This window comes from Paracidovorax avenae ATCC 19860, from assembly GCF_000176855.2.
Classification (GTDB): Bacteria; Pseudomonadota; Gammaproteobacteria; order Burkholderiales; family Burkholderiaceae_C; genus Paracidovorax; species Paracidovorax avenae.
In genome coordinates this window covers 575,716-588,994 of the sequence record NC_015138.1, presented here as the reverse complement: position 1 = coordinate 588,994, position 13,279 = coordinate 575,716, and the positions used below count along the sequence as shown (strand labels likewise).

General features: G+C 70.5%; 18 protein-coding genes. 14 read left to right on the top strand and 4 right to left on the bottom strand.

Translation table 11 applies throughout. From position 1 onward, the window contains the following. Nucleotides 1-263: 263 nt before the first annotated feature. The 14 genes from sctC (at nt 264) to sctN (ending at nt 9,800) form a co-directional block, all read left to right on the top strand. Complete coding sequence (gene sctC / locus ACAV_RS02640; protein WP_013593031.1) at nt 264-2,315, top strand: type III secretion system outer membrane ring subunit SctC; 2,052 nt, start codon at nt 264-266, stop codon at nt 2,313-2,315. Beyond that, entirely contained in the window at nt 2,312-3,313 is a 1,002-nt protein-coding gene (gene hrpD5 / locus ACAV_RS02635) for an HrpD5 family protein (RefSeq protein ID WP_013593030.1), read from the top strand. The genes sctC and hrpD5 overlap by 4 nt, the downstream gene beginning before the upstream one ends. A 25-nt stretch (nt 3,314-3,338) precedes the next feature. After that, nucleotides 3,339-3,602 (top strand): hypothetical protein, encoded by a 264-nt coding sequence (locus ACAV_RS02630; protein ID WP_013593029.1) that lies wholly within the window; start codon nt 3,339-3,341, stop codon nt 3,600-3,602. 13 nt (nt 3,603-3,615) lie between these two features. Then, a complete protein-coding gene (locus tag ACAV_RS02625; RefSeq protein WP_013593028.1) occupies nt 3,616-4,065 on the top strand; it encodes a hypothetical protein in 450 nt (149 codons plus the stop codon). 119 nt (nt 4,066-4,184) lie between these two features. After that, a complete protein-coding gene (locus ACAV_RS02620) occupies nt 4,185-4,391 on the top strand; it encodes a hypothetical protein (protein ID WP_011793652.1) in 207 nt (68 codons plus the stop codon). Between the two features lie 80 nt (nt 4,392-4,471). Further along, the gene (locus ACAV_RS02615) at nt 4,472-4,678 is read left to right on the top strand and encodes a hypothetical protein (RefSeq protein WP_013593027.1); all 207 of its coding nucleotides are present in this window, start codon (nt 4,472-4,474) and stop codon (nt 4,676-4,678) included. Nucleotides 4,679-4,779: 101 nt separating this feature from the next. Continuing rightward, nucleotides 4,780-4,986: a hypothetical protein gene (locus tag ACAV_RS02610; RefSeq protein WP_011793652.1), complete on the top strand. Its 207-nt coding sequence runs from the start codon at nt 4,780-4,782 to the stop codon at nt 4,984-4,986. A 50-nt stretch (nt 4,987-5,036) separates the two neighbouring features. Then, a complete protein-coding gene (locus ACAV_RS02605; protein WP_013593026.1) occupies nt 5,037-5,216 on the top strand; it encodes a hypothetical protein in 180 nt (59 codons plus the stop codon). Next, nucleotides 5,213-5,731 carry an HrpB1 family type III secretion system apparatus protein gene (locus tag ACAV_RS02600; protein ID WP_013593025.1) on the top strand — a complete coding sequence of 173 codons (519 nt, stop codon included), beginning with the start codon at nt 5,213-5,215 and terminating at the stop codon, nt 5,729-5,731. The genes ACAV_RS02605 and ACAV_RS02600 overlap by 4 nt, the downstream gene beginning before the upstream one ends. A 41-nt stretch (nt 5,732-5,772) precedes the next feature. Further along, nucleotides 5,773-6,153 carry a type III secretion protein gene (locus tag ACAV_RS02595; protein ID WP_011793650.1) on the top strand — a complete coding sequence of 127 codons (381 nt, stop codon included), beginning with the start codon at nt 5,773-5,775 and terminating at the stop codon, nt 6,151-6,153. 12 nt (nt 6,154-6,165) lie between these two features. After that, a complete protein-coding gene (gene sctJ, locus ACAV_RS02590) occupies nt 6,166-7,029 on the top strand; it encodes a type III secretion system inner membrane ring lipoprotein SctJ (RefSeq protein WP_013593024.1) in 864 nt (287 codons plus the stop codon). Next, entirely contained in the window at nt 7,026-7,661 is a 636-nt protein-coding gene (locus ACAV_RS02585) for a type III secretion protein HrpB4 (protein WP_013593023.1), read from the top strand. Before sctJ ends, ACAV_RS02585 begins: the two co-directional genes overlap by 4 nt. Next, nucleotides 7,655-8,479 (top strand): FliH/SctL family protein, encoded by an 825-nt coding sequence (locus ACAV_RS02580; protein WP_013593022.1) that lies wholly within the window; start codon nt 7,655-7,657, stop codon nt 8,477-8,479. Before ACAV_RS02585 ends, ACAV_RS02580 begins: the two co-directional genes overlap by 7 nt. Continuing rightward, a complete protein-coding gene (sctN, locus tag ACAV_RS02575; protein ID WP_013593021.1) occupies nt 8,472-9,800 on the top strand; it encodes a type III secretion system ATPase SctN in 1,329 nt (442 codons plus the stop codon). The genes ACAV_RS02580 and sctN overlap by 8 nt, the downstream gene beginning before the upstream one ends. 102 nt (nt 9,801-9,902) lie before the next feature. Here sctN and ACAV_RS02570 read toward each other — a convergent pair whose 3' ends face one another. From ACAV_RS02570 to ACAV_RS02555, 4 genes are read right to left on the bottom strand one after another with little or no spacing between them, the layout of a single operon-like run. Next, the gene (locus ACAV_RS02570; RefSeq protein ID WP_218918157.1) at nt 9,903-10,430 is read right to left on the bottom strand and encodes a hypothetical protein; all 528 of its coding nucleotides are present in this window, start codon (nt 10,428-10,430) and stop codon (nt 9,903-9,905) included. A 23-nt stretch (nt 10,431-10,453) separates the two neighbouring features. Then, on the bottom strand, nt 10,454-12,169 hold the full coding sequence (locus tag ACAV_RS02565) for a hypothetical protein (protein ID WP_013593019.1): 1,716 nt from the start codon (nt 12,167-12,169) through the stop codon (nt 10,454-10,456). A 4-nt stretch (nt 12,170-12,173) separates the two neighbouring features. Further along, nucleotides 12,174-12,671 carry a hypothetical protein gene (locus ACAV_RS02560; RefSeq protein ID WP_013593018.1) on the bottom strand — a complete coding sequence of 166 codons (498 nt, stop codon included), beginning with the start codon at nt 12,669-12,671 and terminating at the stop codon, nt 12,174-12,176. Beyond that, nucleotides 12,668-13,156: a CesT family type III secretion system chaperone gene (locus ACAV_RS02555; protein ID WP_013593017.1), complete on the bottom strand. Its 489-nt coding sequence runs from the start codon at nt 13,154-13,156 to the stop codon at nt 12,668-12,670. The genes ACAV_RS02560 and ACAV_RS02555 overlap by 4 nt, the downstream gene beginning before the upstream one ends. Nucleotides 13,157-13,279: the final 123 nt, after the last annotated feature.

Here is a 13,279-nt window from a genome sequence, read left to right as displayed (position 1 = left end):
GGAGCGCAATCGAAGGGCATGGCCTGCGCGCGGGCGATATCCGGCGCGCGGCAGTGCCCGCATCGCCATTGCAAACGGACACCCCGCCGTCAGCGGCCCCAGGCTCGAAGCGATGGCCCGAAAGGCGAAGGAACCTGCCGCGCGGCGCGCTCTGCGGAGGGGCTTCGCAAGCCGTCGCGCGGCTTCGCATCCCCGCGCACTCCGCCCGGCACCGGCTCCTAAGCTGTCCCCCACACGAAGACACCGAACGGAGCGCTCCAGTGATGCCCAAAATTTCCGCCCCCCGACCACGGCATGCAGCCACCGGCATGGCCGGCAGCGTGCTGGCCGGCGCGGTGCTCGCGCTGGGCATGGCCGGCCTGCCCGCCGCCCAGGCCTCCTCGCTGCGGCTGAGCGCCAGCCTCTCCAGCCTGCCCTCGGCGGGCGCCGGCGCCGCCCTGGCGGTGCCCGCCGCGGAGCTGGCCACGGCCGGCACGGACGCAGCGCCCTCCAGCCCGGCCGCCGCGCCCGCCCCGGCCCAGCGCAGCAACACGCTGCAGAAGGCCTCGCCGCGCAAGCACACCTCCTACCACGCGCTGGCAGCGGCGACCTTCTCGGCAGGCGCCGTCGGCGCAGCCGCCGCCAACGCTCCCGTCCCGCCCGCCACGGCGCCCGTGGCGATACCGAGCATCCCTGCCGCCCGGGCACTGGAAACACTCGTGCCTGCCTCGCGGGCTTCCGACACCCTCAACCGCGGCCGCTTCGTGTACCGCGCCGAGAACAAGCGCCTGACGGACGTGCTGCAGGATTTCGCCGCCAGCCAGGGCATCCCCGCCGTGGTGGCGGACGGGCTGGACGGCATCGTCAACGCGAACTTCGACGCGAGGCCCCGGGAGTTCCTCGACAGCGTGGCGCGCGCCTACAACATGCTCTGGTACCACGACGGCTCGGCGCTGTATTTCTACCCGGGCAAGTCCATCCAGAGCCGCATGTTCCGCATCAAGGGATTCAGCCGCGACCAGCTCACGGCCATGCTGCAGTCCCTGGACGTGGGTGACAAGCGCTACCCCATCCGCTTCGACGCGGCCAGCAGCACGATCTATGTGTCCGGCCCGCCCCGGCACGTGGAACTGGTCAGCTCCGCGCTGGAGGCCCTGGATGCAGGCGTCACGGCCAGCGCCGAGCGCACGGTGCGCGTCTTCTCCCTGCAGTTCGCCTCCGCCAGCGACCGCTCGATGGGCGACTCCGTGGTGCCCGGCGTGGCGACGACGCTGCGCAAGCTCTACAGCAAGGATGACGGTGAAGGCCTGGCGACGTCCAAGGCGACGAGCGCCGAGGTGATCGAGAAGATCCAGCAGCAGACGCGCCGCAAGATGAGCGCCTACGTGCCCGTGCCCGCGGCCAACCAGTTCCTGCCGCCGCTGCCGCGCGCCAACCCCTCCGAAGGCATGCGTCCGCCCGAGCCCGTGTCCCTGCCCACCGCCACCGCCGCGGACAAGGCCGAGGAGGCACCGCCCCGGTTCGAGGCCGACGAGGGCACGAACTCCGTCGTCGTGTACGGCCGGGCCGACCGGATGGACGAATACGAATCGCTGATCCGCCGCCTGGACCAGAAGCCGCAGCTCGTCGAGCTCGAGGCCACGATCATCGAAGTCAACTCCGACAGCGTGGATGCGCTGGGCGTGAACTGGTCGTTGCGCGCCGGCACGAGCAGCATCGCCACCAACCTGCCCGGTCCGAGCACCCCGGCCGCGCTCAGCACCATCGTGCTCGACGCGGGCCGCCACCTGCTGGCCAACGTGAACGCGCTGGAAGCCCAGGGCAAGGCGCGCATCCTGTCCAAGCCGTCCGTGCTGGGCGTCGCCAACCGGGCAGCGGTGATGCGCGAGAAACGCGTGGCCACCGTGCGCGTCGCCGGGAACCTGGAGGCCAATCTCTTCCAGATCGAGGCCGGCACGCTGCTGCAGATGACGCCGCAGGTCACCGCGGTGGAAGGCAAGAACAACATCAAGCTGAGCCTCTACATCGAGGACGGCGCCTTCGAGACGAACGTGGTGGACCAGATCCCCCTGGTCAAGAAGACCGAGATCCGCACCGAGGCCCATGTCCGCGAAGGCGAGAGCCTGCTGATCGGCGGCATCACCGTCGAATCGGAGAACACGCAGGACAACGCGGTGCCGGGCCTGTCCAAGCTGCCCGTCGTGGGCGGGGTCTTCCGCAACACGGAGCGCCTCACCCGCCGCACCGAGCGCCTGTTCCTGATCACGCCGCGCGTCCTCGCGCAGGACGCACCGACCACCGTTTCCTCGATCTCTCCGGAGGTTCGCAAGCCATGAAGCAACTTCGTATCCTGACCGGCCAGCACGCCGGGGCCCGCATAGATTTGACTCCAACGCGCCAACACATCAGCGCGGACGACACGGCGGACATCCAGCTGCTCGACTGGACCGCCGAACCGGTGGTCATCGACGCTGGAGACGACGGCATGGTCCACATCGCAACGGCATCCGCAGGGGCACAGTCCTCCGCCGTCCTGGCCGACTTCACGCCCCGGCGCTTCGGCGACGTGGTGCTGTGCGCCGGTCCCGCCGATGCCACCTGGCCTGCCGACGCGGACATCATCGCCCGGCTGGCACCCGCCGCCGCTGTCGTCGCTGCCCCGCCCGCCGCCCCCGCCAAGGGGCGGTCGATGTGGCCACGCATCACCTCCGCCGTGGTCGGCACGGCGCTCATGACGGCAGCGCTCAGCGCCGCCGTCGCGCCCCTGAGCCAGAGCCAGGCGGAACGCAAGGCGCTGACCTCGGTGCTGCCGCCCGAGCCGCTGAAGATGCGCGTGGAACGCGCCCTGGCGGAAACCTCCGTGGCGGGCTACGAAGTGGCCCAGCAGGGCGACGGCGTGGTGGTGCGCGGACTGCTGCGCCAGCCCTCCGATGCCGACGCGCTGCGCCAGCGCCTGGCCAGCTTCCAGGGCGACCGCATCGTGCAGTCCTTCGCTTCGGCGACGGAAGTCGCGCAGAGCATCTCCGACGCACTGGGCCAGCCTGGCCTGCGCATCGCCCACCACGGCAACGGCCTGTTCACGGTCACGGGAGAGGTGGCGAACCTCGCCGCCCTGCAGCAGAACGCCGCCCGCGTGGCCACCGACCTGGCACCGCTGGTGCGCGGCATCGACGTGGCCGCGACCCAGCGCCCCCCGGCCAGCCCACCCGCCATGAGCGCGCTGATGGAAACCGACGGCCTGCAGTACATGCAGACCCGGGACGGGGTGAAGCACCTTTCGCTCACGTCCGGTTCGCGGATCGCTTCGGCCGACCAGCCGGCGTCCTTCCGATAACACACCCAAGAGACCTTTTCAGACCATGACCGCATCCATCGAATCCACCATTTTCAGCGATCTGGAGAACCTAGAGCAGGCCCTGAGCGAAGACCTCAGCGGAGACCGCGCACGCGCCATGATCCGCTACTTCGACGAAGTCGCCCGCGAAAGCAGTGCGATGCGGATCCAGGCGGAGATCGACGCCGAGCGCCAGTTGATCGGCCAGCTGGTCGATGCGTTCCAGGCCTCGCAGCGCGTGATCCGCAAGATCTGGGAAACCCTGCACGGCACGACGCTGGCGGTGTGAGGAAGGCACGACCATGATCCACGCCCCCCACCCCGCCGCTGCTCCGTACGCCGCCGCCGAAGCGCCGGCCGCGCCCTATCCGGTGATCTACCGCAACCTCATGAGCGTCGCCCTGCTGGGCACCGTGTACCGCGTCGGCAGCGACGCGGACACGATCAGCCGGGCGGTCGAGGCCACGCTCGAGGACTCGAGCACCTACCTGCTCTACCGCAACATCGTGCTGGCCATGGCCGGACAGCGGGGCAAGGAACACGACCAGCTGCTGCACCACGTGGAGACCCACCCGGAAGACGGCGTGAGCAAGGTCGCCCTGGCGCTCACGCTGCTCTTCAACGGCGACCCCGCCTGGCGCCACTGGATCGACAACGTGCTGGCGACCAGCGTGGACCAGCCGGTGCGGCAGGCCGCGCAAGGGGTGCTGCATTTCCTGGGCCGGGCCACCCAGAAGCCCGTCATCCACTGAAGGGCAGGCCACAAGACACGGCGCGGCGGCGTTGCCGGCGCGCCTCCCGGATGGAGATCGCAGGGTGCGGTCTTCGCTAACCGCGGTTCGCACCGCAACATTCTCTCGAGGAGTTTTCTATGTCCGTTTCCGGCGCAGACGCAGCAACGATGCGTTCCATCGCTCTGCAAGAGCAAAACATGCGGAACCAGGAGGCGCTCACCGACGCCAGCACCCGCAACATGGCCAAGCAGGCCCTGCTGAACTTCCAGAAGGAAATGGCGGAAATGAACGCCAAGACCATCGGCGCAATGGGCAAGGGCCTGTCCGGCCTCGCACCCAACTGATGTCCACGGCGCCGCGCAGGGCGTGGCGCGACATCGCATCCCTTTTCACCCAGTCATTCATTTTCCCGAGGAGTCACACCATGTCCATTTCCGGCGCAGACGCAGCAACGCAGCGTTCCATCGCTCTGCAAGAGCAGAACATGCGCAACCAGGAGGCGCTCACCGACGCCAGCACCCGCAACATGGCCAAGCAGGCCCTGCTGAACTTCCAGAAGGAAATGGCGGAAATGAACGCCAAGACCATCGGCGCCATGGGAAAAGGCCTCTCCGGTCTCGCCCCCAACTGACGCGGCATGCGCCGTGCGCGGCCGCCCGGCGGCACGCGGCGCGGCGCCAGCCCGCCTCCCATTGCATCCCTTCACGATTTTTCGACCCAAGGAGTCACACCATGTCCGTTTCCGGCGCAGACGCAGCAACGATGCGTTCCATCGCTCTGCAAGAGCAAAACATGCGGAACCAGGAGGCGCTCACCGACGCCAGCACCCGCAACATGGCCAAGCAGGCCCTGCTGAACTTCCAGAAGGAAATGGCGGAAATGAACGCCAAGACCATCGGTGCCATGGGCAAGGGCCTGTCCGGCCTCGCACCCAACTGATGCACGCGGTGCCCCGCGCAGTCCGAGACGCCGATCCAGGGACGACGCATATGCCGTATGCCGTGTTCCTGGCCGTGGCCACGCTCTCCTGCGCGGCCTACGCGGTTCTGGTGCATTCCGGCACCGAAGCGGCCGCGCAGCCCGCGCTGCGCGAATCGCCTGCCACCGCAGGGCCGTCATTCGACCCGTCGGACGCACCCCAAAAATCCTCCAGGGAGACCGCTCCATGACCCCGAAAATCTCTCGACGAGAAGTGGTCGCCGGCCTTATCAATCTGGCGACGAAAGCCGTCGAACTCGAACTCACCGACGACGCTGCCGAGATCCTCCAGGGCGCGCGCATACTGCGTCCCCGCATGGTCGAGCTGGACCTGCTGGAAGGCTGGATCTGCATCCAGCGCGGCCAGGTGGAAGAGTGCATCCGCCTCATGCGCAACGTGGAAGGCAGCCCCACCCACTGGGGCATGGCCAAGGCGCTGATGGCGCGCTGCCAGCGCTTCATGCGGGACCCCGCCTGGCGCGCCAATGCCGACGAGGTGCTGGCAGGCTGCACGGACCCCACGGCCCTGTACCTGGTGCAGCAACTGTTCGCACAGGCCGGCGATGCCGATGGCAACGCTGCCGGCCAGGACGCCGCTCCCCAGGAGTCCGGCGAGACGCCGGATCCGCAGTCCGCATTCCGCCCGCGCAAGTTCGCGCCCGTGGATCCGCTCACCAATCCCTTCGTATTCCAGCTGCGCGCCTGAGCCCCGCGCGCAGTACCCCCTTCTCCCTACAGGACACCGCCATGAACGCCCTCCAGCTGCCCGTATCCCCCGCGCCGGCCATCGAATCCGGCGCCGCCCAGCCCAGCAACCTGAGCGCGCTGGCGGAGAAGTTCGCGCGCATGATGGAAGGCAAGCCCCAGGCGCCCCTGGCCGAGATGGCCCCCGACTCCACCCTGGGCAACGCGCTCATGCACCAGGACGAATCCATGCGCAAGGCACTGCAGGACATGCACGCGCTGGCCCACGCGCAGAAAGACAACTCGATGAACGACATCGACATGACGTCCCGCCAGATCGAGCTGATGTACCGGGTGTCCGGCATGCAGTTCCAGTTCCATGCCATGGTCTATCTGGCCCAGAGCGGCAAGAGCGGCCTGCAGACGCTGATGCGCAACCAGTGAGCGGAGGCCACCATGACGCATGACACGCCATATCCGGCCCGGGGCTTCTCGCCGCTGCGCCGGTGGCTCGCTCCCCTCGTCCTGCTGCTGGCGCTCGTCGGCTGCAAGGACGACCTCTTTACCAGACAGACCGAGGCAGACGCCAACGACATGGTGGCGGCCCTGCTCGAAAGCGGCATCGACGCGGGCAAGGCGACCTCCGACGCCGGCAAGACCTGGAACGTGCAGGTGGAAAAGAGCGACGTGGTGCGCTCGCTCGCCGTGCTGCGCTCCTACGGGCTGCCGCGCGAGCGCCATGCCACCCTGGGCGAGATGTTCAAGAAGGAAGGCCTGATCTCCACCCCGACGGAAGAGCGGGTGCGCTTCATCTACGGCGTCGCCCAGCAGCTGGAGGCCACGCTGTCGCAGATCGACGGCGTGGTCACCGCGCGTGTGCAGATCGTGCTGCCCAACAACGACCCGCTCGCCTCCACCGTCAAGCCCGCGAGCGCCGCGGTGTTCATCAAGTACCGCGAGAGCGCGAACATCGCCGGGCTGACCGCGGGCATCAAGAACATGGTGGCGCGCAGCGTCGAAGGCCTGACGTACGAGAACGTCACGGTCACGCTCGTGCCGGGGATGCCCATCGGCCCCGCGCCGGAGAAGGAAGCCTCGCGCGCCGGCCTCTGGGCCGCGCTGGCCGCCGCCGTGCTGCTGGTGCTGGGCGGCGCGGCGGGCTGGATCGCCTGGAAGCGGCCGGCCTGGCTGCCCGCCGGCCTGCGCCGCAAGCCGGAAGCCGCCGCCGGCGAACTCGCCGCCGACGCATCCGCGCCATCTCCCGCATCCGCGGCGCCCCTCCCGTCGGCCCCCGCCATGGCCAAGGGACTCGCGGGATGAGCCGCGCACGCGATCTCGCCCGGCTGGCCTGCGAACTGCAGGCCCGCATCGATGCGCTGCCCGACCACGTCGATCCCAGCTGGCTGCGGCCCACGGACGCCGTGGGCGCCGCCGCGGCACACGGCGATGCGCTGCCTCCGCAGGTGCAGGGCACCCTGTCCAAGGACTGGTTCGTCCGCCGCTGCGGCCCCCTGCCCCCGCTGGAACGGCTGGAGGATGGCGGTGCGCGCCTCGCGCTGCTGGACCGGACATCGCTGTTGGCGCGCCTGTGCGCGCTGGCGCTGCTGGGCCGCCCCGGCGTGCTGCGCTGCTGCGTGCAGCGCAGCGCGCGCACGGCGCTGCAGGAAGCGCTGGGCCCCGCCTTCGCCCCGCTGCGCGCGCGCGACGGCGGCGCTGCCGTATCTCCTGAAGTGGCCGGCTGGCCACCGCTCGCATGGTCCTGGGTGGGCTACCGCGAACTGGTGCGCGCCGGTGCCTGGCCGGACCGCGCGCTGCGGCGCATGGTGCGGCTGGCCCTGCCGGCATCGCGCTCCGGCGCTCCCCGCCCCCACCTGGTGCCCCGGGCATCGGCCGCGGCGCGGGAGCGCCTGCAGGCGCTGGAAACCCTGTTCCCGGAGGGCCGCGCATGCTGATCTGGTCTTCTCCCGCAGGCGCCGGCCTGCATTCGCCGGCCGGCATTCTCCGGGCCGCTGAATTCGAAACCGCCACCACGGCCGTGGCCGTGCTGGAAGGGGCGCGCACCGAAGGCGAGCACCTCCTCGCACAGGCAAGGCAGGAGGCGGCCGACCTGCTGGAGGCCGCGCGCAGGCAGGCGCAGGCGCTGCGCGACCAGGCCGCGGCCGACGCCGCAGCGCTGGTCGATCAGGCCCGTGCCGATGCCCGGCTCCTCGCGGAGCAGGCCGTGGCCGACGCCTCCGAGGAAGCCGCCCGCCGCTGGCACGCGGAATTCGCCGCGCTGCAGGCATCGCACGATGCCGCCATGGCGGGCATGGAAAAGCGCCTGGCGGCCGTCGTCGCGATGGCGGTGGAACGCATGGTGCTGGCAGAGCCGAGGCAGGCCCTGCTGCAACGCGCGATCCTGACCCTGCGCGATACCCTGGGCGACGCACGCACCGCGCGCCTGCGCGTCCATCCGGACGATGCCGATGCGGCACGCGCCGCGCTATCGGCCATCGGCAGCGACCCCGATGCCCCGCGCGTCCAGGTGGAAGCCGATGCCGACCTCCCGCCCGGCAGCAGCATTTTCGATGCCGACATCGGCCGCCTGGACACCAGTCTGCACGTGCAGCTGGCCGGCCTGCGCGGCGCGCTGGAGCGCGCCGTCCGCGTGGCCGCCGAAGAGCCGGTCACCGTGGCCTATGCGAGCCGGCTGGGCGAGGACGACAACGACGAATACCAGGACGAAGGCCAGGGCGACGACCGCCTGGCCCGGGAGGACCACGATGCATGACGTGAACGGAACCGCGCGGATCGCCCGCTGGATGGAGCGCGAGATCGCCGCCGCCCCGCTGGTGCGCCGCAGCGGCAAGGTGGCCGAGGTGATCGGCACGCTCATGCGCGTGAACGGCCTGGACGCCAAGCTGGGCGAGCTGTGCCACGTGCTGGACGAGCGCGGCGAGCTGCTGCAGGCGGCCGAGGTGGTGGGCTTCGCCAACGGGCAGAGCATTCTCTCGCCCTTCGGCTCCATCCTCGGCGTGCGCGGCGGATCGCCGGTGGTGGGCCTGGGCGAAGTGCTCTCGGTGCCCGTCGGCCCCCGGCTGCTGGGCCGCGTGATCGACAGCCTGGGCCAGCCCATCGACGGCAAGGGGCCGCTGGACTGCAGCGAAACGCGGCCCGTGTTCGCGCTGCCGCCCACGCCCATGGAGCGCGAGATGATCGAACACCCCCTGCCCACGGGGGTGAAGGCCATCGACGGCCTCATCACCCTGGGCGAAGGGCAGCGCATGGGCATCTTCGCGCCCGCCGGCGTGGGCAAGAGTACGCTGATGGGCATGCTCGCGCGCGGCACGCAGTGCGACGTCAGCGTGATCGCGCTCATCGGCGAGCGGGGCCGCGAAGTGCGCGAATTCGTCGAATTCATCCTCGGCGAGGAAGGCATGGCGCGCTCGGTGGTGGTCTGCGCCACCTCGGACCGCTCCTCCAGCGAGCGGGCCAAGGCGGCCCACGTGGCCACGGCCGTGGCGGAGTACTACCGCGACCAGGGCCTGAAGGTGCTGCTGATGATGGATTCGCTCACCCGCTTCGCACGGGCACAGCGCGAGATCGGCCTGGCCGCGGGTGAACCGCCGGCGCGCCGGGGCTTTCCGCCTTCGGTGTTCGCCGAGATCCCGCGGCTGCTGGAGCGTGCCGGCATGGGCGCGCGCGGCTCCATCACGGCGCTCTATACCGTGCTCTACGAGGATGAAAGCGGCAACGACCCGATCTCGGAGGAAGTGCGAGGCATCCTCGACGGGCACATGATCCTCTCGCGCAAGATCGCCGCGCGCAACCAGTACCCGGCCATCGACGTGCTGGGCAGCCTCTCGCGCGTGATGTCGCAGATCGTGCCGCGGGAACACCAGCAGGCCGGCGGGCGCTTCCGCCAGCTCATGGCCAAGTACGAGGAGATCGAACCGCTGGTGCAGATGGGCGAATACAAGCCCGGCAACGACCCGCTGGCCGACGAGGCCATGGAGAAGCACGAGGAGATCCGCGCCTTCCTCAACCAGTCCACGTCCGACCTCTGGGACTTTGGCCGTTCCGTCGATACGCTCTCGGACATCTCGGGCTGACACGCCCCGCCCCGGCCGCGCGTGGCCGGGCGCAGGCTCCCGGTTCCGGGGCCGGGGCAAAGCACCCGCAGCCGGGCAGCCGGGCTGCGGGGTCCGGAAGAATCACCCTGGAGAAAACACTTCAGGCGAAGGGAAGGTGGCCAGCGCCTGCGCCCCGGCGCCCGCGGCGCAGGCCTGCGCGCCCTGCCCAGGATCGCAGGCCGCCCCGGGCCGCAGCAGGAACGCGACCACCTCGTCGGTACGTTCGAGCAGCAGTGCACGCAGCGCGGACTCCTCCAGGGCCAGGCGCAGCGCCTTCCAGTTGGCGCGCAACGGCGCCGTCCTCAGTGCCCGGCCCCGGCCGCCGAGAAGCTCCACCACCTGGCGCAGGCGGCCAGGGGGCATGGCATCCAGCTCGCAGAACTGGAAGCGCTCCAGCAACTGGCGGGCGGGCGAAGCCGGCGCGCCGTCACCGGGATCGCGCGGAGATGCAGCCGCCATGGCGGCGCGCACGGGCGCGGGCACCGCCGCCAGTGCCCGCGCCCTCCGCAGCGGCAGCCGTGCCCCGGCGGCCGGCACCGCGGTGGCGCGGAGCCGCCGGCCCCATCCACCGCGGGAGCGGACCGGGGAGGTGTCCGTCGGGGCGGGCATCATGGGACAGCCTGGCGCAAGGATCAGACGTTCTCCGCACCGTGGGGCACGGCACGGCGGTCTTCCGCGGCACGCACGGCACCGTCGGCCTGCCAGGTGGAGCCGATGCTCTTGTAGTTGACGCCAGCCCAGATCCCCTGCGCACCGTTGGTCAGCAGGGCACTGGTCGCCGGGGGCATGTCCTTGGTGAGGAAGCCCACCAGGTCCCCGACCGAGTTGGAGCTGTCGATGATCGCGACGCGTGCGGCGACATGGTCTTTCAGGCGACCGTAGTCGTCAGGCAGGATGCGGGGGGCCAGCTGCTGCTTCGCGCCCGCCTGCCGCGCCTCCTGCTCGGTCACGGAGAACCAGTCCGAGGCCTCCAGCACGGTGTTGATGGCGGCCTTCACGCCGATCATCTTGGCCGTGGCGCCGACGGCGCCCTGCAGGGACAAGCCCTCCACCGGCACGCCGCGCAGCACGTCGCGCACGTTCGCCGTCGTCACGCCGGCCGGCAGGGCCAGGGGCGGCAACGCGCCCCAGGCATAGGCGGCCGCCAGGTTGGCTCCCCCATAGAACAGCCCCGCGCCAGTCAGGTGGCTGCCGCTCACCCCGTTGGTCGGCTTGTCTATCCTGATCATGGAGAACTTGGACTGGATGCCGTCCCGCATCAGCGAATAGGCGATCACCTTGGCCTCGCTCGCGATGCTGGATGCCGCGAAGGAGTTGTCGCCATGCGCCGTACCGTACGCCGCGAAGCCCACATTCACCATGACCGAGGCCATCTGCAGCGAGACGACGCGGTCCGAGTGCTGCTGCTGCTCCTTGCGCAGCTGGGCCTTTTGCTCCGGCGTCTTGTTCGCCCACTGCTCGGGGCTCAGCGCATGAAAGCCTCGCGCCGCCACGTCGGGATTGCGCTTCTCGCGCACCTGGCGCAGTGCCTGCAGCGACATGTTGACCACGCCCATGCCGATCTCGATACCCAGCAGCGCACCGGCAGGCGCCTGGCGCAAGCCTGCGATCAGCGCTTCCGCGGCCACTTCGCGCACCGCGGTGGTCACTCCCACGGCGATGCCCTGGTGCGTCAGATGGCCGATGGCCACCTTCGGAATGCGGAAGGCCTGGCTGCCCATGTTCCACGCCGCGGAGACGCCGCTGCGGGCCAGGGAGACCGGGGCCATCGCCGTGCGCCCCAACGCCTCGCCGCCGCTCTGCACGGCCTGCCGGGCGGCTGTCGCCCGATGGCGCAACGCTGCGGTCGCCATCTGCCGCCAGCTTTGCTGCGCCGGCACGGCAGCGCCGTCTTCGTTGCCGGCGGGCGGGGACGGCTGCCGTTCGCCCATGGCTGTGCGGAAGGACTCACGGGCGGCGTCGGAGCCGTCCGCTGCAGGGCTCGCCAGCGAGCCGGAAGGACTGAATTCGATGTGGGGCAACTCGTCCTGCAAGGCGTCGGAGTAATGCGTTGCCTCCGTCCGGAAGGAAGGATGGCTGGATCCGAGATCGCTGCGGTCCCGCAGGGGCACCATTTCCCGCTGGGGCGACATGTCCATCGCCACGCGCGGGAGGCGCTGGGGGAGCGGCGCGTCCGCGCGGGCGCGCCCGCTGGCGTTGCGCACCGGCGGTCCTCCCTCGTTGCCGATGCGCTGGCTGCCGCGGGCCGCCGGGGCCTGCGAGGTGGATGCACCGGACTGAGAACTGGCGCCGTGATCGCCGGCAGCGGGGGTGGTGGAAGACCTGTGGGTCGAAGAAAGGGGCGTCATGGCGTCACTCCTGGCGTTCGCCAGCGCCTCGCGCCGGCCGGGAAAGGGAAGAGGAAAGTGAGGCCCCGGAAGGGCTGGGGGCCCGGAAGCCCTGGGCGATCGCGCCCATCTGGCGCACGCCGTTGGCGAGTGCCTGCGCATCGGTCGAAGGCCAGCGGCCCACGAGCACGGGGCCGGCCGGGCCGCGGGCGAACACGACGCCGGCCTTGACGAACAGGTGCATGTTGGCGAGCAGTGCGGCCTGCGCGCGATCGGGATCGGCCAGGTAGTCGGGGCCCAGGTCCACCGACAGCAGCAGCGTTTCCTCGCTGGCATCGGGCGTCACGGCCACGGTGTGCCGCTCCAGTTCGAAGCGGCCGGTGCGTGTTGCCTCCTGTGCCTGTCCGGCGCTGGCGCCCAGCACCAGCGCTGCATCGCATACCAGGGCCTGCAGGGCCGGCGAGGCCTCGAATTCCTGCACGGGAGCAGGCGGCTGTTTCGACAGGTCGAGCGGGGCGTTCATGCGGCCTCCTTGCCCGTCTGGGCAGCCTGCGCCAGTGCCTGGGCACCGGTGGACACGGCCTCGCACAGCGACAGCATGCCGTCGAAACAGGCCGCCAGCATGCGGGCATCGGCCATGTCGGGCTCCAGGGACATCAGCAGCACCGCGTCGCCGCTGTCGTCCAGGCTGAAAGCCCAGGGAGCCAGCAGGATCGTCTGCCCGTTCGCCACCAGCAGGGCTTCGCTCCAGCGGGCGCTCGAGACGCCCTCGGGGCGGGGCAGCAGCGCGGAGGCCAGCCAGCGACCGTCATCGCGCTCCTGCAGCGATGCGATCGCCAGCAGAACGTCGTTGACCATCACCATGCCCTGCTCGGCGAAGGCGCGCACGGAGGCATCGTCGGCCCCCATGTGCTGCAGGGCGGCCGCCAGGCAGGCGCGGCGCGCAGGGGACAGGGGTATCCGGGGCGGCACATGCGCCTGCGCGGACTCGGTTGTTTTGATTGTCATACTCCTCCAGATTTCTAAAAGGTCCGCCATGTCCGGGTGACCGTCGGATCAGCGCGATGTCCGCGCCGCCGCAGACCAAGCCGCCAGGCGGATCGACTGCTTGGATTCATCCTAGGAAGGCGC